The organism is Lonsdalea populi, assembly GCF_015999465.1.
Classification (GTDB): Bacteria; Pseudomonadota; Gammaproteobacteria; order Enterobacterales; family Enterobacteriaceae; genus Lonsdalea; species Lonsdalea populi.
On record NZ_CP065534.1, the window covers coordinates 147,456 to 170,161 of the forward strand.

Consider the following 22,706-nt stretch of genomic DNA (forward strand, 5'->3'; position numbering starts at 1 on the left):
GACAAGGGCTGACGGGATGCCCAATAACGATAAAAACGCGTGAACCAGCATGGTTTTTATGTTTTCTCGTAATTAATTGTGCCAAATTTAGTCTGTTTTGTGGTTTTTTATTTCACGTAAATCCCGTTGTGGTAGCGTCCATCACTGCTTATTTCGCGATTATTCAGAATAAATTTTTAAGCGGAGGTTGGCGGAAAGGCGTTGCAGCTTGTCCCTCTACGCCACCGGCAGTCGGGCTCGGTGGAAAAACGGGTAAGTTTTCACCGGCATGGAGGAGAACGGATCTTGCCCGTCGACGACAGGCAAGACAGAGAGCTTAGTGCTGGCAGAAACGATGAATCAGCTGTGCAATCAGCGTGCGAGTCGGCTTGATGAAAGAGGTGTCGATATATTCATCCGGCTGATGCGCCTGATTGATGGAGCCGGGGCCGAGCACCAGCGTCGGGCAGAGCTGCTGGATGAACGGCGCTTCGGTGCAGTAGTTCACCACTTCCGTCGGTTGTCCCAACAACTTTTCCACCACCTGCGCCAAAGGGCTGTCGGCGAGACACTCATAGCCGGGAATGGGCGGATGCAGCTCGTTGACGGTCAAGCGTCCCGGCCACCGGGAACTGACCGGCTCCAGCGCCTCGGTCACCAGCCCGTTGATATCGTTCAACGCCATACCGGGCAATGGGCGAATGTCCATATGCAGTTCGCAGCAGCCGCAGATGCGGTTGGCCGCGTCGCCGCCGTGAATATGCCCGAAGTTCATCGTCGGGTAGGAGATGTGGAACGCGGGGTTGTGATAGCGCTCTTGCAGGGTATTACGCAACTTCATCAGGTGGGTGATGGACTCGTGCATCAGTTCAATGGCATTGACCCCGCGCGACGGATCGCTCGAGTGGCCTGACTGGCCCTGAATACGGATTGCTTTAGACATATGGCCTTTATGCGCGCGCACCGGCTGCAGCGAGGTGGGCTCGCCGATGATGGCGCAATCCGGTCTGATGCGCGTGGACTCGGAGAAGTATTTGGCGCCCGCCATCGTGGTCTCTTCGTCGGCCGTCGCCAGAATATAAAGCGGTTTGGAGAGCGTGGCCGGATCGAGGTCGCGCAGCGTATCCAGAATGAAAGCGAAGAACCCTTTCATGTCAGCGGTACCCAGACCATAAAGCCGATTATCGTGTTCGGTCAGGGTGAAGGGATCGCGCCTCCAGCGCCCGTCGTCAAACGGTACGGTATCGGTATGGCCCGCCAGCAGCAGCCCGCCGCTGCCTTCTCCCCGGCGCGCCAGCATATTAAATTTATGATGTGTTCCGGGAACGGGCTGCACTTCGACGCGAAAGCCCAGATCGGTAAACCAGCCTGCCAACAGGTTGATTAAGGTTTCATTACTTTGGTCCAGGTCGCTATCGGCGGCGCTAATGGATGGTGTGGCGATTAATGCCCGGTACAGCTCAATAAACGGGGGTAAATTCATCTTCACTGTTGACAGCCTCTGGTTTGAATAGTATCAATATTCATGCATTTTTTGTGAATAAAAATACAGTATTGCCAGGTGAAAGAACATCACAAACTGCGGCGCGGACCGCACTTGTGCTTTTTCTGGCATCGTGGGGGGAGCGGCTTATTCCGCATCAGTCCCCGGCTCTCGTCTCACCGATCACGATATAACAAAGGTATACGGATCTCATGTTGAATACGTTGATAGTTGGTGCAAGTGGTTATACCGGCGCGGAGCTGGCACTGTACCTGAACCGTCATCCTCAGATGAACATAACCGCTTTGGCGGTTTCAGCGCAAAGTGTAGATGCGGGAAAATTACTCTCCGATCTGCATCCCCAGCTTAAAGGCGTTATCGACCTGCCTGTCCAGCCGCTCACCGACGTTGCCGACGCGGCCAAAGGCGTCGACGTGGTGTTTTTAGCCACCGACCATAAGGTGAGCCACGATCTGGCGCCGCAATTTTTGGCGGCGGGCTGCACGGTGTTTGACCTGTCCGGGGCCTTTCGCGTGCAGGACGCCGATTTTTACAGTCGCTATTACGGCTTCGACCATCAGCATGCCGACTGGCTGGCGCAGGCCGTGTACGGTCTGGCCGAGTGGCAGGCTGAAGAGATCAAACAGGCGCAGCTGATCGCCGTGCCGGGTTGCTATCCCACGGCCTCTCAGCTGGCGCTGAAGCCGCTAGTGGAAAGCCGTCTGCTGAATACCGACCAGTGGCCCGTCATCGACGCCACCAGCGGCGTTAGCGGTGCCGGACGCAAGGCCACCATGACCAACAGCTTCTGCGAGGTCAGCCTGCAGCCCTACGGCCTCTTCACCCATCGACATCAGCCCGAAATTGCCGCGCATCTGGGAATTCCGGTGATTTTTACCCCGCATCTGGGCAATTTCCCGCGCGGTATTCTGGCAACGATTACCTGCCGTCTGCGTCCCGGCGTGACCGCACAGGACGTGGCTGAAGCCTACTACAACGCCTACCACGATAAGCCGCTGGTCCGGCTCTACGCGCAAGGCGTTCCGGCGCTGAAATCCGTGGTCGGCCTGCCGTTTTGCGATATCGGTTTCTCGGTGCAGGATGAACATCTGATTGTGGTGTCCACCGAAGACAACCTGCTGAAAGGCGCGGCGGCGCAGGCAGTCCAGTGCATGAATATTCGTTTTGGTTTCCCTGAAACCCAGTCCTTACTCTGATTATTTCTGAGGCGCAAAGACCCATGAATCCGTTAATTATCAAGCTCGGTGGCGTACTGTTGGATAGTGAAGAGGCGCTGGAACGTTTGTTCGGTGCGCTGGTTGAGTATCGTCAGCAGCATCAGCGCCCTCTGGTCATCGTGCACGGCGGCGGTTGTCTGGTCGACGACCTGATGAAAAAGCTGTCGCTGCCCGTCGTGAAAAAGCAGGGTTTGCGCGTCACGCCAGCCGATCAGATCGATATCATCACCGGCGCGCTGGCGGGCTCCGCCAATAAAACGCTGTTGTCATGGGCGGTTAAGCACGACATTCAGGCCGTCGGGCTGTGTCTGGCTGACGGCGGCAGTACGGTGGTGACGCGGCTGGATGAAGCGCTGGGTCATGTCGGCAAGGCGGAAGCGGGTACTCCCGCGCTGCTGACGATGCTGCTGGGGGCCGGTTATCTGCCGGTCATCAGCTCCATCGGCATGACCGCGGAAGGTGAACTGATGAACGTCAACGCTGACCAGGCGGCGACGGCGCTGGCTCAGACGCTGGGCGCGGATCTGATTTTGCTCTCTGACGTCAGCGGCATTCTGGACGGCAAAGGTCAGCGCATCGAAGAGATGACGGCGGAGAAAGCCGAGGCGTTGATCGCCCAAGGCATCATCACCGACGGCATGGTGGTTAAGGTCAACGCCGCGCTGGACGCTGCGCGCGCGCTGGGCCGTCCCGTGGATATCGCCAGCTGGCGTCACGCCGAGCAACTGCCGGCGTTATTTAACGGCGTCTCCATCGGCACACGTATTTCGGCGTAGCATCGAGTTTATCAATACCTGATTCGCCCGCACCGGGCGAGCCAGCGTAAAACAGCGTTTCTGGCGGGCGATGGAGTGCCATCCGCTCGCCATCATTTGAATACCGGGAGTTAAAGTTATGGCTTTGTGGGGCGGACGGTTTAGTCAGGCAGCAGATCAACGTTTCAAACAGTTCAACGATTCACTGCGGTTTGATTACCGTTTGGCGGAACAGGACATCACGGGCTCCATCGGGTGGTCTAAAGCGCTGGTGACGGTCAATGTACTGAACGAACAGGAACAGCAGCAGTTGGAACAGGCGCTGACGGTTCTGTTAAAGGAAGTTCAGGCCGATCCAGAGGCTATTTTGCAAAGCGATGCCGAAGATATTCACAGTTGGGTGGAGCAGCGCCTGATTGAAAAGGTGGGCGATCTGGGCAAAAAACTGCACACCGGCCGTAGCCGTAACGATCAGGTCGCCACCGACCTGAAACTGTGGTGTAAAGCGCAAATCGGTGAACTGAGGGAAACCCTTCGGCATCTGCGCGAGGCGCTGGTGGCGACGGCGGAGGCGAATCAGGATGCGGTGATGCCCGGCTATACCCATCTCCAGCGCGCTCAGCCGGTGACGTTCGCTCACTGGTGTCTGGCCTACCACGAAATGTTGGCGCGTGACGAAAGCCGGCTGGCCGATACGCTGGCTCGTCTGGACGTCAGTCCGCTGGGCTGCGGCGCGCTGGCGGGGACGGCCTATCCCATTGACCGTGAACAGTTGGCCGGCTGGCTGGGCTTCGCCTCTGCGACTCGCAACAGCCTGGATTCGGTGTCCGACCGTGACCATGTGCTGGAGCTGTTGTCCAACGCGTCTATCGGCATGGTGCATCTGTCGCGTTTCGCTGAAGACCTGATTTTCTTCAACAGCGGGGAAGCCGCCTTCGTCGAGCTGTCTGACCGTGTGACGTCCGGTTCTTCCCTAATGCCGCAGAAGAAAAACCCGGACGCGCTGGAGCTGATCCGCGGTAAATGCGGACGCGTGCAGGGCGCGCTGGCGGGCATGATGGTCACGCTGAAAGGGCTGCCGCTGGCTTACAACAAAGACATGCAGGAAGACAAAGAAGGTCTGTTCGATGCGCTGGATACCTGGCATGACAGCCTGATAATGGCCGCGCTGGTGCTGGAAGGCATTCAGATTAAGCGTCCTCGCTGTCAGGAAGCGGCGGAGCAGGGCTATGCCAACGCCACCGAACTGGCGGACTATCTGGTGGCAAAAGGCGTGCCGTTCCGCGAAGCGCACCATATCGTGGGCGAAGCGGTGGTGGAAGCCATCCGTCAGGGAAAAGCGCTGGAAGTCCTGTCATTGGGTGAACTGAAAAAGTTCAGCGACGTCATTGAAGACGATGTATATCCGGTGCTGTCGCTACAGTCCTGTCTGGACAAGCGTGCGGCGCAAGGCGGCGTATCTCCGCAGCAGGTTGCTGCGGCTATCGCGGCAGCGAAGCAAAGCTTATCGTGATAAGTGAAGGAGGCGGGATTTTTCCGCCTCCGTTTCATTCCACTCCTGAATCCGCATCGCATTTCCTCTCTTTTTCCTGCCAAATTCCAGTAATGACCTGAATCCTTTCTGGACATCCATACAGCATGCTTTTACCTTGACGGGCAGCGGCAACAGAACCCGGAGGCGGTGTGGCAATCACCCTTTTTTACGGCATTGGCGGAGGCGTCGTCGGTCTGATGATCGGCTGGCTGGTGGCGAGCTTGTTACAACAGCAGCGTCATGCGCGCTATGAAACCGAACGGCAGTTGCAGGAGCAGTCTCTGCAGCAGGCGCATCAGGCCCTGAGCGAGAGCCGGGAGGCGCGCCAGCAGGATCAAACGCGACTGAGCGATCAAGAACGCGAGCTTCGGCTTTTGCATGGACAGCTGGCGGCAGGTCAGGAAAAACTGCTGCAAATGACGGCGCTGCGGGCAGAATGCGAGCAGCTCAATCAGGAACTGCGCGCGCTGCGAGAGGCTAACGGCGCTCAGGAAGCGGAACTGCGCGAGGTGACGATCCGGCTGGAAGAGACGCGGTTGGCGGCGGAAGAGAAGCAGCGTTTGTTGATCAACAGCGAGCAGCGCCTGTCGGCGCAGTTCGAAAATCTGGCCAACCGTATTTTCGAACAAAGCGGCCGGAAGGTCGACCAGCAGAACCAGTTAAGTTTGGACCGGCTGCTGACGCCGCTTCGGGAACAGCTCGACGGTTTTCGCCGTCAGGTACAGGACAGCTTTGGCGAGGAAGCCCGCGAGCGTCACACGCTGGCGCACGAGATCCGCAACCTCCAGCAGCTTAACGCCCGCATGGCGCAGGAAGCCGTCAATTTGACTCAGGCGCTGAAAGGCGACAACAAAACGCAGGGAAACTGGGGCGAAGTGGTCCTGAGTCGGGTGCTGGAAAGCTCCGGACTTCGGGAAGGGCACGAATATCAGACGCAGGTCAGCATACAGACCGGAAGCAACGGCAGGATGCAGCCGGATGTCATCGTCCGTTTACCGCATGGGAAAGACGTGGTGATCGACGCCAAAATGGCGCTGGTGGCGTATGAACGCTATTTCAATAGCGAAGACGACCTTGATAGGCGCGCCGCGCTCAATGAACATCTGGCTTCTATTCGCAGCCACATACGATTGCTCGGCAGCAAAGATTACCAGCAACTTCCGGGGTTGCGTTCCCTCGACTACGTGCTGATGTTTATTCCGGTGGAGCCTGCATTCCTGCTAGCTATCGACCGACAGCCGGAATTGATCACCGAGGCGCTCAAAAACAACATTATGCTGGTCAGCCCGACCACGCTGCTGGTGGCCCTTCGCACCATCAATAACCTGTGGCGCTATGAGCAGCAGAGCCGCAATGCGCAGCAAATCGCAGAGCGGGCGTCCCGCCTGTACGACAAACTGCGGTTGTTCGTCGACGATATGACCACGTTGGGACAGAATCTCGACCGGGCTCAGAGCAGCTATCATCAGGCGATGAAAAAAGTCGCGTCCGGCCGCGGAAACCTGATTGGCCAGGCGGAAGGATTTCGTGCGCTAGGCGTGGAAGTGAAGCGGCCGATTAGAACCTCGCTGATGTCGGATAGTGATGCGATGGGCGTGGCGTGTCATACCGTCGACGACGCGCCGAATGAAACTTTTCATGACGAAAAATCCGGTTAGCGCGCCTACTGCGGCGGTGTAAACTTCTCACGGGCACTAGGGGGATACGCCCGCGCATCAGCCCGCTGCGGCAAAGAAGGGCAGTGGCTTTTAAGCGGGGTCTGTTACACTCTTCGTAAGTGGGGAGACCCAGATTTTGACAATAGCAGGCGGATAACATGGCAGACGATTCGGAGAAAACAACGCACTTTGGCTATCGCACCGTGGCGAAAGACGACAAAGAGACCATGGTGGCTGACGTTTTTCATTCTGTGGCGGCAAAGTACGACTTGATGAATGACCTGATGTCTTTCGGCATCCATCGTATCTGGAAACGCTTCACCATCGAATGCAGCGGTGTACATCGCGGTCAACGCGTACTGGATTTGGCCGGCGGCACCGGCGACCTGACGGCGAAATTCTCGCGTCTGGTCGGCGAGGACGGTGAAGTGGTGCTGGCGGATATTAACGCCTCTATGCTGCAGGTGGGCCGCGAGAAGTTACGCAACAAAGGCGTCATCGGCAACGTCAGTTACGTACAGGCGAACGCGGAAGCCTTACCGTTCCCTGATAACACGTTTGATTGCATCACCATCTCTTTCGGCCTTCGCAACGTGACCGAAAAAGAGCAGGCGCTGCGCTCCATGTTTCGTGTACTAAAGCCGGGTGGTCGTCTGCTGGTGCTGGAGTTCTCCAAACCGACGACGAAAGCGTTGAGCAAAGTCTACGACCTCTACTCCTTCCACGTGCTGCCACGCATCGGCGAAATGGTGGCGCGCGACGCAGGCAGTTATCGCTATCTGGCGGAGTCCATTCGCATGCATCCGGATCAAGACACGCTGAAGTCCATGATGGCCGACGCGGGTTTCGACAACGTCAATTATTACAATCTGACCGGCGGGGTGGTTGCCCTGCATCGCGGGTTTAAATTCTGAGTCTGAATATGCCAATGCGGATAATGCCTGTGCTGACGGCTACACTGGAGACGGCGCTCAATCAGTTACTGTTTCGTGATCGGAGCATGAAGGCGGCCCGTCAGCGCCTGCACGGAAAAACGCTGCGTATCGATATCGCTGAGCTGCGGGTGCCGCTAGTGCTGATTTTCAGCGAACAGCGGCTGGACGTCGTCAGCCAGTGGGCGTCGACGCCAGACTGTCAACTGGTAACCCAACTGTCCGCGATAATTCAATTGCGCGATCGCCAGCAGATGACCGCGCTCATGCGCAGCGGCGAGCTGACATTGGAAGGCGATATTCAGGTTGCACAGCAGTTCATCGCGCTGCTCGATTTGGCAGAAATCGATCCGGCGGAGTGGCTGGCGCCTTACGTGGGAGATATCGCCGCGGAAGGGCTGAGTCAGACTGCGCATAAAATGGTCGTCGACGTCGGCGGTCTCCTCTGCCGCCAACGGCATTATCTGTCGGAAACGCTGACCGAAGAGTGGCGACTGCTTCCGGGAAAACTGGAGGCGATGTGGTTTGGGGATGAAGTCGAGGCGTTGGACCGCTCGGTAGACGCATTGTCTGAAAGACTGTCAAAACGGGAGGAAACGCGATGACGCCGGGGGAATTAATTCGCCTTTATCGCATTGTCTGGGTACTGCTGAGTTATGGACTTGACGAACTGATCCCATGCGTGCCGCTAACACTCCCCGTCCGTTTCGTGCGCCGTCTGTTGTTCTGGTTGCCTAATCGTCATCAGGCTCAGCCGTTGGGCGAACGTCTGCGTCTGGCTCTGCAAGATCTGGGGCCTGTCTGGATCAAATTCGGTCAGATGATGTCTACCCGGCGCGACCTGTTTTCACCTGCCATCGCCGATCAACTGGCAAAGCTGCAGGATCAGGTCGAGCCTTTCGACGGAGAACTGGCGCGCCGGCAAATCGAAAAGTCGATGGGCGGCAAGCTGGAAAACTGGTTCGAAGACTTCGACGCCAAACCGCTGGCTTCGGCCTCTATTGCTCAGGTTCATACGGCGAAGCTGAAATCGACGGGCAAAGATATCGTCATCAAGGTTATTCGCCCGGACATACTTCCCGTCATTCAGGCGGACATCAAGCTGATGAAACGGTTGGCCAGTTGGCTACCGTTACTGATGCCGGACGGCCGCCGCCTGCGGCCCCGTGAAGTGGTGCGTGAATATGAAAAAACGCTGCTGGACGAGTTGAACTTGCTTCGGGAAGCCGCCAACGGCATCCAGCTACGACGCAACTTCGAAAACAGCGGTCTGCTGTATGTGCCGGAAGTCTACTCGGACTATTGCACTGAACGGGTGCTGGTAATGGAGAGGATTTACGGAATTCCGGTATCGGATATAGACGCATTGAAAACGCATGGCGTGAACCTGCCGCTGCTCGCGGAACGCGGGGTTCAGGTCTTTTTCACCCAGGTTTTCCGCGACAGTTTCTTCCATGCCGACATGCATCCCGGCAACATTTTCATCAGCTACGAACACCCTGAAGATCCCCTGTATATCGGCATTGATTGCGGTATCGTCGGTTCCTTAAACAAGGAAGATAAACGCTATCTGGCGGAAAATTTTATCGCCTTCTTCAACCGCGACTATCGCCGCGTGGCCGAGCTGCATGTCGACTCCGGCTGGGTGCCCGCAGACACTAATGTCGAAGAGTTCGAATTCGCGATTCGTACCGTCTGCGAGCCCATATTCGAAAAGCCGTTAGCAGAAATTTCTTTCGGTCATGTATTATTGAACCTCTTCAACACGGCGCGCCGCTTCAATATGGAAGTCCAACCGCAGCTGGTCTTGCTGCAAAAAACGCTGCTGTACGTCGAAGGCATTGGGCGTCAGCTGTATCCGCAGTTGGATTTATGGAAAACGGCCAAGCCGTTTCTCGAAACCTGGTTGAAAGATCAGGTTGGCATACCCGCCATGGTGCGGGCTTTTAAACAAAAGGCCCCGTTTTGGGCGGAAAAGTTGCCTGAAATTCCTGAACTGCTCTATGACGGACTTCGCCAGCACAAGAAGCTGCGTGAGAGCATGGAACATTTAGCGGATGAGCTGCGTGTTCAGCGGGTGCGGCAAGGTCAGTCTCGCTATCTTCTGGGTGTCGGCGCAGCGCTGCTGGTGAGTGGTACAGTGCTGCTGGCCAGCCATATCGAAGTGAACATTGTGCCTTCGGGCATGATCGCCGCCGGGATCGTCGCCTGGATCGTGGGGTGGCGCTGTACGCGTTGAATAAGATCGTAATCAGTAGCATGATTATCGATATAAGACACGGAAATTTGATAATCCTTTTGCATAAGAGGTAGTGACATGGGCGGTATTAGTCTCTGGAATTTGTTGATCATCGCAGTCATTGTGGTGCTGCTGTTCGGGACCAACAAATTAAGAACGCTGGGTTCGGATTTGGGTGCTTCTATCAAAGGCTTCAAGAAAGCCATGAGCGATGATCACACGTCTGACTCGGATGAAAAGACGCAGCGGCAGGATGCAGATTTCAATACGAAAACCGTTGTTGAACAGCAGCCGGAAACGAAGCACGAAGAAAAGAGTCAGTCAAAAGAGCGGGTGTAATCGGTGTTTGATATCGGCTTTAGCGAATTGCTGTTGGTGATGGTTATCGGACTGGTGGTTTTAGGTCCGGAGCGTCTTCCGGTAGCGGTAAAAACGGTGGTCGGTTGGATTCGCGCTTTACGCTCTCTGGCGTCAACGGTGCAAAATGAACTGGTTCAGGAAATGAAACTGCAAGAGCTGAAGGAAAGCCTGAAGAAAGTGGAACAGGCCAGCAACCTGCAGAACCTTTCGCCTGAGCTAAAAGCGTCTATGGACGAGCTGAAGGAAGCGGCAGACTCTATGAAACGGACCTACTCGCTGGATCAACTTGATGAAGAAACGAAAGGCGGCACGCCTGGCCAGCCGTTGAGCGATCCCGAGGCTGCTCACGATGGCGTTATCGAGCACGAAACGGCGCCGGCGTCTCCCGTGACGGTAAACACCGTCGAGGCCCAGAGCCGGACCGCTGATAACAACGCTGACGAGTCCGGCAAGATGAAAACCCCATCGCCCGCCGCTACGCCTTCGTCCCCCTCTCAACCACGTGATGATCATTAATCTATGGCCGTTGATGAAACCCAGCCGCTGATCAGCCATTTAATCGAGCTTCGTAAGCGGTTGTTAAATAGTATTCTGTGTGTGTTGGCAGTCTTTGTGGTGTTGGTGTACTTCGCGAACGATATCTATCAGATCGTCTCCGCACCGTTGATAAAACAGCTGCCCGCTGGCGCCAGCATGATTGCGACCGACGTCGCCTCGCCGTTCTTTACCCCGATCAAACTGACTCTGATTGTCTCGGTGTTCGCCTCCGCGCCGCTGGTGCTGTATCAGGTCTGGGCCTTTGTCGCGCCTGCGCTGTACAAGCATGAGCGTCGTCTGATGATGCCGCTGCTGTTCTCCAGCAGCCTGCTGTTTTATCTCGGCATGGCCTTCGCTTATTTCATCGTATTTCCTCTGGCATTCAGTTTCTTCGCCCAGACGGCGCCCGCAGGCGTGATGATTGCGACCGATATCAACAATTATCTGGATTTCGTCATGGCGCTGTTTATGGCGTTTGGCGTGTCGTTCGAAGTGCCGGTGGCGATCGTGCTGCTGTGCTGGAGTGGCGTGGTGACGCCGGAAGAGCTGAAGAAAAAACGCCCTTATGTGCTGGTTGGCGCATTCGTCGTGGGCATGTTGCTGACGCCGCCGGACGTATTTTCCCAAACGCTGCTCGCGATACCGATGTATCTATTGTTTGAGATAGGCGTCTTTTTTGCCCGCTTCTACGTCGGTAAAGGTCGTCGGAATGACAAGGAAAACCCGGAAGATGCTGCGCCGTAACGGGGGCGATCGCTGAAAATCCCGGCTCCGCCGCAGCGCGGTTAAAACGTAATATCGGACACCTCTCGTCGAGAGGTGTTGTTTTTTGAGGGTCTCGTGACGCACGGGACAATGAATGTTAACCGCAGGACTAACGTCGATGTTTGATATTGGAGTTAACCTCACCAGCTCACAGTTCGACAAAGATCGCGAACAGGTGGTTCTGCGCGCCCGTGAGGCGGGCGTCACTGGTCTGCTGATCACCGGCACTAACGCCGAGGAAAGCGAACAGGCGCTGGCATTGAGCGAGGCCGTTCCCGATGAGTGCTGGTCGACGGCAGGCGTCCATCCCCATGATGCCAGTACCTGGACAGAAACGGTGGCGGAGCAAATTCACCGGCTAGGTCAGCGCGATAAGGTCGTCGCTATTGGCGAATGTGGTCTGGACTTCAACCGCAATTTTTCTTCTCCCGAACAGCAGGAACAGGCGTTTAGCGCGCAGCTGGCACTGGCTGCCGAGCTGTCTCTGCCGGTGTTTCTGCACTGCCGCGATGCGCACGAACGCTTTATGGCGCTGTTGACGCCGTGGCTGGATCAGTTGCCCGCCGCCGTTGTTCACTGTTTTACGGGAGATCGTCAGGCGTTGAATGACTGCCTGAATGCCGGACTGATGGTGGGCATCACCGGCTGGGTTTGTGATGAACGCCGGGGTCTGGCGTTGCGCAAATTGCTGCCGCACATTCCGGATGAGCGGCTGCTGCTGGAAACGGATGCGCCCTATTTGCTACCGCGGGATTTAGATCCTAAACCGACTTCCCGACGTAATGAGCCCTGTCATCTTCCCCATATTGTCCGGCAGGTCGCCGCTTGGCGCGGACAAGACGCCGTTTGGCTGGGCGCGATGACGGATGACAATGCCCGCCGGATTTTCCGGCTGGGTTCGACTGGAGAATAATTCTATGAGCACTGCTTTTCCCGGCGCATTCCCTGGACGGCGTCTGCGCCGACTGCGCCGTCATGACTTCAGCCGCCGTCTGGTGGCTGAAAATCAGGTGACGGTAAACGACCTCATTTACCCTGTGTTCGTCATGGAAGGAAAGGCGCTGCGTCAGGAGGTGCCTTCCATGCCGGGCGTTTACCGCCTGACGATCGATGAACTGGTGAAAGAAGCGGAGATTGTCGCAAAACTAGGTATTCCGGTGCTGTCGCTATTTCCCGTGATCGAAGCGGATAAGAAGTCGCTTCATGCGGAAGAGTCCTACAGCCCGAACGGGTTGGTGCAGCGTGCGGTGCGTGCGCTGAAGGCTGCGGTTCCTGAACTTGGACTGTTGACGGACGTGGCGTTGGATCCTTATACCACCCACGGTCAGGATGGGATCATCGACGACGACGGCTATGTTGTTAACGACATCACGAAAGCCATCCTGGTCCGCCAGGCGCTGTCTCACGCGGAAGCGGGAGCGGAAATCGTCGCTCCCAGCGATATGATGGACGGCCGTATCGGCGCCATTCGCAACCAGTTGGAAACGCAGGGACTGGTCAATACCCAGATCATGGCGTACTCGGCTAAGTATGCATCCTGCTTTTACGGTCCGTTCCGCGATGCGTTGGGCTCCTCCGGCAACCTGAAAGGCGGCAACAAGAAAACCTATCAGATGGATCCGGCGAACGGTGCGGAAGCGCTGCAGGAGATCGCCCAGGATCTGCAGGAGGGCGCAGATATGGTAATGGTGAAACCGGGGATGCCGTATCTGGATGTGGTCCGCCAGGTGAAAGACACCTTCGGCGTGCCGACGTTCGCCTATCAGGTTTCCGGTGAATATGCGATGCAGATGGCGGCGATTCAGAACGGCTGGTTGCAGGAACAGCCGGTGGTGATGGAGTCTCTGATGTGTTTCAAACGCGCTGGCGCGGATGGGATGTTGACCTACTTCGCTAAACGCGTGGCGCAGTGGTTGCGTGAGGAATCTCTGCAGCGCTGACGATATTAGCCGTCAGCATTTTTTGAACTGGCGGTTATCAATACTCTGCTTAACCTGTTTATTCAGCAGGTTAAGCAGCAGCATGGAACGCGCGTCGCCATCAGGCTCCGCATAGATGGCTTCCAACCCGTTGAATGTCCCTTCCGTAATCGTCACGGTGTCTCCCGGCTGAGGCGTTTCCGGGTCCGTCATTATTAACGTCGGGTTCAGTGCGAGCTCGTCGATCACCCCCTGCGGCACCGTCGCCGGCAGCGCACCGAAGCGCACGAAGTGGCTGACGCCGCGCGTCGCGCCGATCGTGGTGGTGTGAATGTCTTCGGGATCGAATGCGACAAACAGATAGTTGGGAAACAGCGGTTCGCTGACCTCGGTACGTTTTCCGCGCACCATCTTTTTAACGGCAATCATTGGGCTCAGGCAGTTGACCGTCTGACGCTCCAGATGCTCTTTTGCCCGCAACAGTTGCCCGCGCTTACAGTAAAGTAGATACCAGGATTCCATAATGTCACTAATCTTTTGCAATTTTTGGCAAGAATAACAAAAGCGGCCCGGGATAAATAGCGCCCGCAGGAAGCGACAGTTTGTAGAAGAAACTTTATAATAACTGCACCACCGGACCTCCTGATGATCAGCATGAAATACCGTGATTTACGTGAATTCCTTTCCCTTCTCGAAGACAGGGGCGAGTTGAAACGCATTACCCAGCCCATCGATCCTCATCTTGAAATGACCGAGATTGCGGATCGCACTTTGCGAGCCGAAGGTCCGGCGCTGCTGTTCGAAAACCCGATCGGCTACGACATGCCGGTCCTGTGCAACTTGTTCGGTACGCCGAAACGCGTCGCATTGGGGATGGGGCAGGACGACGTCAGCGCGCTGAGGGATGTCGGCCGACTGCTGGCATTTTTGAAAGAGCCCGAGCCGCCGCGCGGATTCCGTGACTTGATGGACAAACTTCCCCGTTTCCGTCAGGTCCTGAACATGCCGACCAAGCGCGTGTCGTCCGCCGCCTGTCAGGCGCATGTGTGGCAGGGTGAAGATGTGGACCTGACGCGAATTCCCGTGATGCACTGCTGGCCAGGCGACGCGGCGCCGCTGATCACCTGGGGACTGACGGTCACCCGAGGGCCGTTCAAAGAGCGGCAGAATCTGGGGATCTATCGCCAGCAGGTATTGGGTAAGAACACGCTGATCATGCGCTGGCTGTCTCACCGGGGCGGGGCGCTCGACTTCCAGGAGTGGTGCCAGGAACATCCCGGGGAACGCTTCCCCGTCGCGGTGGCGCTGGGCGCAGACCCGGCGACAATCCTTGGTGCGGTGACGCCGATACCGGATTCGTTATCCGAATATGCCTTTGCCGGACTGTTGCGCGGTCACAAAACCGAGGTGGTGAAATGTCTATCCTGTGATTTGGAAGTGCCAGCCAGCGCGGAAATTGTGCTGGAAGGGTATATCGAACCGGGAGAGCTGGCAGAGGAAGGTCCTTACGGCGATCACACCGGCTACTATAATGAGGTCGATAAATTCCCGGTCTTCACGGTGACGCATGTAACCCAGCGGCAGAACGCTATCTACCACTCAACTTATACGGGCCGTCCGCCGGATGAGCCGGCGGTATTGGGCGTCGCGTTGAACGAGGTTTTCGTGCCGTTGCTACAGAAACAGTTTCCGGAGATCGTCGACTTTTATCTTCCGCCGGAGGGGTGTTCTTACCGTCTGGCGGTCGTTACTATAAAGAAGCAGTACGCCGGGCACGCTAAGCGGGTGATGATGGGCGTGTGGTCGTTTCTGCGGCAGTTTATGTACACCAAATTTGTTATCGTCTGCGACGATGATATCAACGCCCGGGACTGGAAAGATGTCATTTGGGCGATCACGACGCGGATGGACCCGGCGAGAGATACGCTCTTAGTGGAAAATACGCCCATCGACTATCTCGACTTTGCTTCACCGATTTCCGGGCTTGGCTCCAAAATGGGGCTGGATGCAACCAATAAATGGCCGGGCGAGACCCAACGAGAGTGGGGCGAACCGATAACCAAAGATCCGCAGGTCGTGGCTCGCATTGATGCCATCTGGGATGAGTTAGCCATTTTCGATGACAGCGGAAAGCGGCGCTAATTGACCGTTACCGTCATTCCCATTTCGTTTTGATGACCCTACAGAGGGAGCGCATGACAACATTGAGCTGTGAAGTCACATCGGTAGAAACGATCACTGATACGGTTTACCGGGTTCGTTTATTACCTTCAGCCCCGTTTTCCTTCCGTGCCGGTCAGTACCTGATGGTAGTGATGGATGAGCGGGACAAGCGTCCGTTTTCTATCGCTTCGACGCCGATGGATACCGATTTTATCGAGCTGCATATTGGTGCGTCGGACATGAATCTTTACGCGATGGCCGTGATGGATCGCATCCTAAAAGAAGACACTCTGGAAGTGGACGTTCCCCACGGCGAGGCCTGGTTGCGTGACGACAGCGATCGTCCGTTGATTTTGGTCGCCGGCGGCACCGGTTTTTCTTATGTCCGCTCGATCCTGCTGACCGTGCTGGCCCACCAGCCCCAGCGCCCAGTCTCTATTTATTGGGGCGGGCGTGAACCTCATCACCTCTATGATTTGGGTACGTTGGAGTCGCTGGCGGAACAACATGCCAATTTGCAGGTCGTACCGGTGGTTGAACAGGCGGAAGATGGCTGGCGCGGACGCACCGGTACGGTGCTGAGCGCGGTGCTGCAAGACTTCGGCTCGTTGGCGGAGCATGATATCTACATCGCCGGCCGCTTCGAAATGGCGAAAGTTGCGCGGGAGCGCTTCTGTAATGAGCGCGGTGCGCAGCAAGAGCATCTGTTCGGAGACGCATTCTCTTTCATTTAAGCCCTTCTTTTCGCTCTTTGAGGCCCCGTATAGGACGGGGCCGTTTTGCTATTTATCTCCAGGGTGCGTGAATCGGTTCTGATTGTTCACGTTGCTTTTTGATGCTCGGCGCCATCTCTGGCCTTTCTTGTTTCCTCTGTCATTAGGGATGGATTGCGCGCAAGACAAGTCGTGGCTCCTTTGTCGTCAGGGGCGGCGACACCGATCCCCAGCGCTGTGTTAACATAAAAATACGCTGTGGTAGATGGAGATACTGATGGAATCGCTGGCCTCTTTGTATCATCAACATGTCATGACGCTGCAACAACGCACACAGGTCGCGCTTGAACGCGGCAATCTGGATGCGTTGCTGGTCCACTCTGGAGAGCTGATGACGCTGTTTCTGGATGACCACGATTATCCGTTCAAGGTGAATCCTCATTTCAAAGCCTGGCTGCCGGTGACGCAGGTGCCGAACTGTTGGCTGTGGGTTGACGGGGTGAACAAGCCGCGGTTATGGTTCCATTCTCCCGTGGATTTTTGGCACAGCGTCTCTCCGCTGCCGGATAGTTTCTGGACGAAAGAGTTCGATATCCAGGTGTTTCGAGAGGCTGACGATATTGGGCTCGCGCTGCCTGCGCCGCGTCAGAACGTGGGCTATATCGGAAGCGCCGCGAAACGCGCAGCCGATCTCGGCATAACCCCGGAGCGCATCAATCCCCAAAGCGTGTTGCATTACCTTCACTACTACCGGGCCTACAAAACGGATTATGAGCTGGCCTGTATGCGGGAAGCGCAGAAAACCGCCGTGTCGGGCCATCGCGCCGCGCTGGAAGCGTTTCAGTCCGGCATGAGCGAGTTTGATATCAACCTTGCTTACCTGACGGCGACCGGCCACCGCGATAGCGATGTGCCCTATGACAACATCGTGGCGCTGAACGAGCATGCCGCGGTGTTGCATTACACCCAACTGAAGCATCAGGTGCCGGAGGAAGTCCGCAGTTTCCTGATTGACGCAGGCGCGCAATACAACGGATATGCCGCGGATATCACCCGTAGCTACGCCGCTCAGCACGACAGCGATTTCGCCGCGCTGGTCAAAGATCTCAACCAAGAACAGCGGGCGCTGATTGATACGATGAAATCAGGCGTCCGCTATACCGAATACCATGAGCAGATGCATCGCCGGCTTGCCGGTCTGCTGAAACGCCACAAACTGGTAAGTGGCCTCAGCGAGGAGGCGATGGTCGAACAGGGGCTGACGCGGCCGTTTTTGCCGCACGGGCTCGGCCATCTTTTGGGGCTGCAGGTCCATGATGTCGGCGGTTTTATGCAAGATGATGCGGGCACCGCGCTGGCCGCGCCCGCGTGCTATCCTTATCTGCGCTGCACGCGAATCCTTGAGCCCCGGATGGTGGTGACTATCGAACCCGGCCTTTACTTCATCGATTCCCTGCTGGAGCCTTGGCGCGCTGGCGCTTTCCGTCAGCACTTCGACTGGCAGAAGATCGATGCGCTGCGCCCTGCGGGCGGTATGCGCATCGAAGATAACATCGTGATCCACGACAAGCGCATCGAAAACCTGACTCGCGCACTCAATCTGAACTGATGTCTTCTTATCCGGTTCCCGCTGAGCAGGTCAGCGTCAGCGAAGAGATTAAAAAAAGTCGTTTTATCAGCGTGATAAGCCCTGCTTGCGGCGTAAAGGCGGCAAAAGTCTTTATCAATACCCAGCGGGAGCAACATCCTGCGGCCGTTCATCACTGCTGGGCCTATGTCGCGGGCGCGCCCGCTGATTCTCAGCAACTGGGCTTTTCCGATGATGGCGAACCAGCGGGTACGGCGGGCAAACCGATTCTGGCGCAGCTCATGGGCAGCGGTATCGGCGAAGTGGCGGCCGTCGTCGTCCGCTATTACGGCGGCGTCAAGCTGGGCACCGGTGGGTTGGTAAGAGCATACGGCGGCGGTGTACAGCAGGCGCTGAAGCAAATAACACTCACACAGCGAGTGCTGCTGCAAAAGTATCAACTTCAGTGTGATTATCCCCTGCTGGCTCCCGTCGAAGTCATCGTGCGTCAGTTTGAAGGGCAGATCGTCTCTACGGAGTATGGCGCTGACGTCAGGCTCCAACTGGCGTTACCCTCAAACGCCGCCGATGAGGTCGGTCGTCGATTGCGAGATATTAGTCGCGGTGCGTTGCAATTACTGCCAATTTCACAATAATCCCAGCGCGAACTCATTGAACTTTTGTTAAGGAAGGCCCCGTAATGCACTTGCGCGCCATAACCCGCATCGTTGGCCTGCTGGTCATCCTCTTTTCAGGCACTATGTTTATCCCCGGCCTGGTAGCGCTCATTTATCGCGATGGCGCGGGTAAAGCCTTCACGCAGACGTTCATCGCCGCGTTGATTATCGGGCTGGTGCTCTGGTTCCCCAACCGCAAGCATCGACATGAGCTTAAAGCGCGAGAAGGCTTTTTGATTGTGGTGCTATTCTGGACGGTGCTAGGAAGCGTCGGGGCATTGCCTTTCCTGTTTACTGACCGGCCGAATCTAACGATAACGGATGCGGTTTTCGAGTCCTTCTCCGGCCTGACGACGACCGGTGCGACGACATTGGTCGGGTTGGATTCGATGCCTAAAGCCATCCTGTTTTACCGTCAGATGCTGCAGTGGATGGGCGGGATGGGGATTATCGTATTGGCGGTGGCCATTCTGCCTATTTTGGGCGTGGGGGGTATGCAGCTGTATCGCGCAGAGATGCCCGGCCCGCTGAAAGACAACAAAATGCGTCCTCGTATCGCGGAAACGGCGAAGATGCTGTGGATGATTTATCTGTTGCTGACGGTGCTGTGCGCGTTGTCTCTGTGGTTGGCGGGGATGCCGGTATTCGACGCCATAGGCCATAGTTTTTCGACGATCGCGATAGGGGGATTCTCTACTCATGACGCGAGTATCGGCTACTTCAACAGTCCTACCATCAATACCATCATTGCGATTTTCCTATTAATTTCGGGCTGTAACTTCGGTCTTCATTTCGCGGTGTTAAGTGGACGCAGCCTGAAGGTGTATTGGCGCGATCCGGAATTCCGCATGTTCATCTTCGTCCAGATGTTTCTGGTGGCTGTCTGTACCGCCGTACTGTGGTTCCATAATGTGTACCGCTCGGGGATTGATACGCTGAATCAGGCGTTTTTCCAGGTTGTCTCGATGGCGACTACCGCAGGGTTTACGACGGACAGCATCTCTCACTGGCCGTTATTTCTGCCGGTATTGCTCCTGTGTTCGGCCTTTATCGGTGGTTGCGCAGGTTCGACGGGCGGCGGACTTAAAGTTATCCGTATCTTGCTGTTGTTCTTACAAGGGTCGCGTGAGCTAAAGAGGCTGGTTCACCCGAATGCGGTCTATACCATCAAACTGGGACAGCGCGCGTTGCCGGAAAGAATACTGGAGGCCGTATGGGGATTCTTTTCCGCTTACGCGCTGGTATTCATCATCAGTATGTTGGCTGTTATTGCGACCGGCGTTGATGATTTCTCGGCATTTGCCGCCGTTGCAGCTACGCTAAACAATCTTGGGCCCGGTCTGGGCGTGGTGGCGGATAACTTCACCTCAATGAATGATGCTGCAAAATGGATACTCATTTTGACAATGTTGTTTGGCCGTCTTGAGGTATTCACGCTGTTGGTGCTGTTTACGCCGACCTTCTGGCGGGAATAACAAAAGAGGATTTCTTAGAATGAAAGCATTAATCCTGTTTTCCACTACCGATGGACAAACAGAAGCGATTGCAAATGTCATTGCCGATGAACTGAAAGAGACGCAGGTATGTGATGTCGTCAATATTGACGATGCTGACAAGGTCGAACTTGCTCAATACGAGAAAATCCTTTTGGGGGCATCGGTTCGGTATGGGCACTTTGCGCCGGAGCTGGGCCAGTTTATCCAGCGCAACCTGGTTTTATTGCAAAACAAGCCGAGTGCTTTCTTCTCGGTGAACCTCACGGCGCGTAAACCGGAAAAAAGCACGGTGCAAACTAATGCTTATACGCGCAAGTTTTTGCTGCGTTGTCCCTGGAAGCCCGACTTGGGGGCGGTATTCGCGGGGGCGCTGCGTTATCCCCGATATCGTTGGCTTGATCGCATCATGATTCAGCTGATTATGCGAATGACGGGCGGGGAAACGGATACGTCGCGTGAGATTGAATATACCGACTGGCATCAGGTCCGAGACTTCGCTCAGCAATTCGGGCAATTAACGCTGAAAAAAAAGGCATAATGAAGGTTATTGCAACGCATTGATGGAAAAAAACTCGCTTGAATATCTTTTTGCATTTAACGCTTGTCAGCCCGAAATAACGCCCTATAATGCGCTCCCACTGACACGGCGAAGCGGACAACGCGGCGCGGTGACAGTCGGAGAAAGACGAAGAAAGTCGTTGACTCTGAACGAGGTAAGCGTAATATACGCGGCCTCACGTTAGCCGCTTAGGCGGAAACGAAACGCTCTTTAACAATATAATCAGACAATCTGTGTGGGCACTCACAAGACACTATCGCAAAAGATACGAAAAAGTCTTGAAGAGTGAACAACAGTTAATTCATTACGAATCAACAGTAAAATTCTTTGAGCATCGCTATTAAGTTAGCAAATCAAGCTTTTAATTGAAGAGTTTGATCATGGCTCAGATTGAACGCTGGCGGCAGGCCTAACACATGCAAGTCGAGCGGCAGCGGAAGGGAGCTTGCTCCCTTGCCGGCGAGCGGCGGACGGGTGAGTAATGTCTGGGGATCTGCCCGATGGAGGGGGATAACTACTGGAAACGGTAGCTAATACCGCATAACGTCGCAAGACCAAAGTGGGGGACCTCAGGGCCTCACACCATCGGATGAACCCAGATGGGATTAGCTAGTAGGCGGGGTAAGAGCCCACCTAGGCGACGATCTCTAGCTGGTCTGAGAGGATGACCAGCCACACTGGAACTGAGACACGGTCCAGACTCCTACGGGAGGCAGCAGTGGGGAATATTGCACAATGGGGGAAACCCTGATGCAGCCATGCCGCGTGTATGAAGAAGGCCTTCGGGTTGTAAAGTACTTTCAGCGGGGAGGAAGGCAGTGAACTTAATACGTTCGCTGATTGACGTTACCCGCAGAAGAAGCACCGGCTAACTCCGTGCCAGCAGCCGCGGTAATACGGAGGGTGCAAGCGTTAATCGGAATGACTGGGCGTAAAGCGCACGCAGGCGGTTTGTTAAGTCAGATGTGAAATCCCCGAGCTTAACTTGGGAACTGCATTTGAAACTGGCAGGCTAGAGTCTTGTAGAGGGGGGTAGAATTCCAGGTGTAGCGGTGAAATGCGTAGAGATCTGGAGGAATACCGGTGGCGAAGGCGGCCCCCTGGACAAAGACTGACGCTCAGGTGCGAAAGCGTGGGGAGCAAACAGGATTAGATACCCTGGTAGTCCACGCTGTAAACGATGTCGACTTGGAGGTTGCGGTCTTGAACTGTGGCTTCCGGAGCTAACGCGTTAAGTCGACCGCCTGGGGAGTACGGCCGCAAGGTTAAAACTCAAATGAATTGACGGGGGCCCGCACAAGCGGTGGAGCATGTGGTTTAATTCGATGCAACGCGAAGAACCTTACCTACTCTTGACATCCAGAGAACTTGGCAGAGATGCCTTGGTGCCTTCGGGAGCTCTGAGACAGGTGCTGCATGGCTGTCGTCAGCTCGTGTTGTGAAATGTTGGGTTAAGTCCCGCAACGAGCGCAACCCTTATCCTTTGTTGCCAGCACGTAATGGTGGGAACTCAAAGGAGACTGCCGGTGATAAACCGGAGGAAGGTGGGGATGACGTCAAGTCATCATGGCCCTTACGAGTAGGGCTACACACGTGCTACAATGGCGCATACAAAGAGAAGCGAACTTGCGAGAGTAAGCGGACCTCATAAAGTGCGTCGTAGTCCGGATTGGAGTCTGCAACTCGACTCCATGAAGTCGGAATCGCTAGTAATCGTAGATCAGAATGCTACGGTGAATACGTTCCCGGGCCTTGTACACACCGCCCGTCACACCATGGGAGTGGGTTGCAAAAGAAGTAGGTAGCTTAACCTTCGGGAGGGCGCTTACCACTTTGTGATTCATGACTGGGGTGAAGTCGTAACAAGGTAACCGTAGGGGAACCTGCGGTTGGATCACCTCCTTACCGAAGTGAAGTGCTAGTGAAGTGCTCACACAGATTGTCTGATGAAGAAGCAAGAGCAAAAGCGCACCTGTTGATGATGAGTCTCTGACTCATGCTGATGCGGAACGATTGAGCCTGAGGGTTGAGTCGGATTTCGTGTCCCCATCGTCTAGAGGCCTAGGACACCGCCCTTTCACGGCGGTAACAGGGGTTCGAATCCCCTTGGGGACGCCATACCGATAATGAGT

The 22,706-nt window shown here is 55.7% G+C and carries 20 protein-coding genes, 1 tRNA gene and 1 rRNA gene; 20 read left to right on the top strand and 2 right to left on the bottom strand.

Translation table 11 applies throughout. The features are described 5' to 3' along the window. Positions 1-316: 316 nt before the first annotated feature. The gene (gene argE / locus I6N93_RS00670) at positions 317-1,468 is read right to left on the bottom strand and encodes an acetylornithine deacetylase (RefSeq protein WP_085687008.1); all 1,152 of its coding nucleotides are present in this window, start codon (positions 1,466-1,468) and stop codon (positions 317-319) included. Positions 1,469-1,674: 206 nt separating this feature from the next. Here argE and argC point away from each other — a divergent pair, with 206 nt between their 5' ends. The 12 genes from argC to hemB all read left to right on the top strand — a co-directional run bounded on the left by argC (position 1,675) and on the right by hemB (position 13,420). Beyond that, the gene (gene argC / locus I6N93_RS00675) at positions 1,675-2,679 is read left to right on the top strand and encodes an N-acetyl-gamma-glutamyl-phosphate reductase (RefSeq protein ID WP_085687010.1); all 1,005 of its coding nucleotides are present in this window, start codon (positions 1,675-1,677) and stop codon (positions 2,677-2,679) included. 23 nt (positions 2,680-2,702) lie between these two features. Beyond that, on the top strand, positions 2,703-3,476 hold the full coding sequence (gene argB / locus I6N93_RS00680) for an acetylglutamate kinase (RefSeq protein ID WP_085687012.1): 774 nt from the start codon (positions 2,703-2,705) through the stop codon (positions 3,474-3,476). 118 nt (positions 3,477-3,594) lie between these two features. Then, positions 3,595-4,968, top strand: coding sequence for an argininosuccinate lyase (argH, locus tag I6N93_RS00685; RefSeq protein WP_085687014.1), 1,374 nt, complete (start codon positions 3,595-3,597; stop codon positions 4,966-4,968). Positions 4,969-5,138: 170 nt separating this feature from the next. Beyond that, positions 5,139-6,647 (top strand): DNA recombination protein RmuC, encoded by a 1,509-nt coding sequence (gene rmuC / locus I6N93_RS00690; RefSeq protein ID WP_181458273.1) that lies wholly within the window; start codon positions 5,139-5,141, stop codon positions 6,645-6,647. 158 nt (positions 6,648-6,805) lie between these two features. Next, complete coding sequence (ubiE, locus tag I6N93_RS00695) at positions 6,806-7,561, top strand: bifunctional demethylmenaquinone methyltransferase/2-methoxy-6-polyprenyl-1,4-benzoquinol methylase UbiE (RefSeq protein WP_085687016.1); 756 nt, start codon at positions 6,806-6,808, stop codon at positions 7,559-7,561. 14 nt (positions 7,562-7,575) lie between these two features. Beyond that, complete coding sequence (gene ubiJ / locus I6N93_RS00700) at positions 7,576-8,184, top strand: ubiquinone biosynthesis protein UbiJ (protein ID WP_085687017.1); 609 nt, start codon at positions 7,576-7,578, stop codon at positions 8,182-8,184. Further along, positions 8,181-9,818 carry a ubiquinone biosynthesis regulatory protein kinase UbiB gene (gene ubiB / locus I6N93_RS00705; protein WP_085687018.1) on the top strand — a complete coding sequence of 546 codons (1,638 nt, stop codon included), beginning with the start codon at positions 8,181-8,183 and terminating at the stop codon, positions 9,816-9,818. The genes ubiJ and ubiB overlap by 4 nt, the downstream gene beginning before the upstream one ends. Before the next feature lie 78 nt (positions 9,819-9,896). Continuing rightward, on the top strand, positions 9,897-10,157 hold the full coding sequence (gene tatA / locus I6N93_RS00710; protein WP_085687019.1) for a Sec-independent protein translocase subunit TatA: 261 nt from the start codon (positions 9,897-9,899) through the stop codon (positions 10,155-10,157). A 3-nt stretch (positions 10,158-10,160) separates the two neighbouring features. Continuing rightward, positions 10,161-10,694: a Sec-independent protein translocase protein TatB gene (tatB, locus tag I6N93_RS00715; RefSeq protein WP_085687020.1), complete on the top strand. Its 534-nt coding sequence runs from the start codon at positions 10,161-10,163 to the stop codon at positions 10,692-10,694. Between the two features lie 3 nt (positions 10,695-10,697). After that, entirely contained in the window at positions 10,698-11,459 is a 762-nt protein-coding gene (gene tatC, locus I6N93_RS00720) for a Sec-independent protein translocase subunit TatC (RefSeq protein ID WP_085687021.1), read from the top strand. Between the two features lie 139 nt (positions 11,460-11,598). Continuing rightward, entirely contained in the window at positions 11,599-12,393 is a 795-nt protein-coding gene (tatD, locus tag I6N93_RS00725; protein WP_085687022.1) for a 3'-5' ssDNA/RNA exonuclease TatD, read from the top strand. A gap of 4 nt (positions 12,394-12,397) precedes the next feature. Continuing rightward, the gene (hemB, locus tag I6N93_RS00730; protein WP_085687023.1) at positions 12,398-13,420 is read left to right on the top strand and encodes a porphobilinogen synthase; all 1,023 of its coding nucleotides are present in this window, start codon (positions 12,398-12,400) and stop codon (positions 13,418-13,420) included. Positions 13,421-13,432: 12 nt separating this feature from the next. Here hemB and rfaH read toward each other — a convergent pair whose 3' ends face one another. Continuing rightward, on the bottom strand, positions 13,433-13,921 hold the full coding sequence (rfaH, locus tag I6N93_RS00735) for a transcription/translation regulatory transformer protein RfaH (protein ID WP_085687024.1): 489 nt from the start codon (positions 13,919-13,921) through the stop codon (positions 13,433-13,435). 123 nt (positions 13,922-14,044) lie between these two features. Between rfaH and ubiD the strand changes: the two genes are divergently transcribed. The 8 genes from ubiD to I6N93_RS00775 all read left to right on the top strand — a co-directional run bounded on the left by ubiD (position 14,045) and on the right by I6N93_RS00775 (position 22,692). Further along, positions 14,045-15,541: a 4-hydroxy-3-polyprenylbenzoate decarboxylase gene (gene ubiD, locus I6N93_RS00740; RefSeq protein ID WP_085687025.1), complete on the top strand. Its 1,497-nt coding sequence runs from the start codon at positions 14,045-14,047 to the stop codon at positions 15,539-15,541. Between the two features lie 53 nt (positions 15,542-15,594). Further along, on the top strand, positions 15,595-16,296 hold the full coding sequence (gene fre / locus I6N93_RS00745; RefSeq protein WP_085687026.1) for an NAD(P)H-flavin reductase: 702 nt from the start codon (positions 15,595-15,597) through the stop codon (positions 16,294-16,296). Positions 16,297-16,552: 256 nt separating this feature from the next. Then, on the top strand, positions 16,553-17,884 hold the full coding sequence (gene pepQ, locus I6N93_RS00750; RefSeq protein WP_085687027.1) for a Xaa-Pro dipeptidase: 1,332 nt from the start codon (positions 16,553-16,555) through the stop codon (positions 17,882-17,884). Further along, positions 17,884-18,498: an IMPACT family protein gene (locus tag I6N93_RS00755; protein ID WP_085687028.1), complete on the top strand. Its 615-nt coding sequence runs from the start codon at positions 17,884-17,886 to the stop codon at positions 18,496-18,498. The genes pepQ and I6N93_RS00755 overlap by 1 nt, the downstream gene beginning before the upstream one ends. A 44-nt stretch (positions 18,499-18,542) precedes the next feature. Continuing rightward, on the top strand, positions 18,543-19,994 hold the full coding sequence (trkH, locus tag I6N93_RS00760) for a Trk system potassium transporter TrkH (protein ID WP_085687029.1): 1,452 nt from the start codon (positions 18,543-18,545) through the stop codon (positions 19,992-19,994). A 19-nt stretch (positions 19,995-20,013) separates the two neighbouring features. Next, positions 20,014-20,553: a menaquinone-dependent protoporphyrinogen IX dehydrogenase gene (gene hemG, locus I6N93_RS00765; RefSeq protein WP_085687030.1), complete on the top strand. Its 540-nt coding sequence runs from the start codon at positions 20,014-20,016 to the stop codon at positions 20,551-20,553. Positions 20,554-20,936: 383 nt separating this feature from the next. Further along, positions 20,937-22,479: ribosomal RNA gene (locus I6N93_RS00770) — 16S ribosomal RNA — on the top strand. Between the two features lie 137 nt (positions 22,480-22,616). Beyond that, positions 22,617-22,692, top strand: a tRNA-Glu gene (locus I6N93_RS00775). Positions 22,693-22,706: the final 14 nt, after the last annotated feature.

Coding starts and splice junctions, on each gene's coding strand:
- ubiB (WP_085687018.1), top strand. CDS start 8,181: ATGACGCCGGGGGAATTAATTCGCCTTTATCGCATTGTCTGGGTACTG.
- I6N93_RS00755 (WP_085687028.1), top strand. CDS start 17,884: ATGTCTTCTTATCCGGTTCCCGCTGAGCAGGTCAGCGTCAGCGAAGAG.
- rfaH (WP_085687024.1), bottom strand. CDS start 13,921: ATGGAATCCTGGTATCTACTTTACTGTAAGCGCGGGCAACTGTTGCGG.
- tatD (WP_085687022.1), top strand. CDS start 11,599: ATGTTTGATATTGGAGTTAACCTCACCAGCTCACAGTTCGACAAAGAT.
- pepQ (WP_085687027.1), top strand. CDS start 16,553: ATGGAATCGCTGGCCTCTTTGTATCATCAACATGTCATGACGCTGCAA.
- ubiD (WP_085687025.1), top strand. CDS start 14,045: ATGATCAGCATGAAATACCGTGATTTACGTGAATTCCTTTCCCTTCTC.
- hemG (WP_085687030.1), top strand. CDS start 20,014: ATGAAAGCATTAATCCTGTTTTCCACTACCGATGGACAAACAGAAGCG.
- trkH (WP_085687029.1), top strand. CDS start 18,543: ATGCACTTGCGCGCCATAACCCGCATCGTTGGCCTGCTGGTCATCCTC.
- hemB (WP_085687023.1), top strand. CDS start 12,398: ATGAGCACTGCTTTTCCCGGCGCATTCCCTGGACGGCGTCTGCGCCGA.
- fre (WP_085687026.1), top strand. CDS start 15,595: ATGACAACATTGAGCTGTGAAGTCACATCGGTAGAAACGATCACTGAT.
- ubiJ (WP_085687017.1), top strand. CDS start 7,576: ATGCGGATAATGCCTGTGCTGACGGCTACACTGGAGACGGCGCTCAAT.
- tatC (WP_085687021.1), top strand. CDS start 10,698: ATGGCCGTTGATGAAACCCAGCCGCTGATCAGCCATTTAATCGAGCTT.
- tatA (WP_085687019.1), top strand. CDS start 9,897: ATGGGCGGTATTAGTCTCTGGAATTTGTTGATCATCGCAGTCATTGTG.
- argC (WP_085687010.1), top strand. CDS start 1,675: ATGTTGAATACGTTGATAGTTGGTGCAAGTGGTTATACCGGCGCGGAG.
- ubiE (WP_085687016.1), top strand. CDS start 6,806: ATGGCAGACGATTCGGAGAAAACAACGCACTTTGGCTATCGCACCGTG.
- argH (WP_085687014.1), top strand. CDS start 3,595: ATGGCTTTGTGGGGCGGACGGTTTAGTCAGGCAGCAGATCAACGTTTC.
- argB (WP_085687012.1), top strand. CDS start 2,703: ATGAATCCGTTAATTATCAAGCTCGGTGGCGTACTGTTGGATAGTGAA.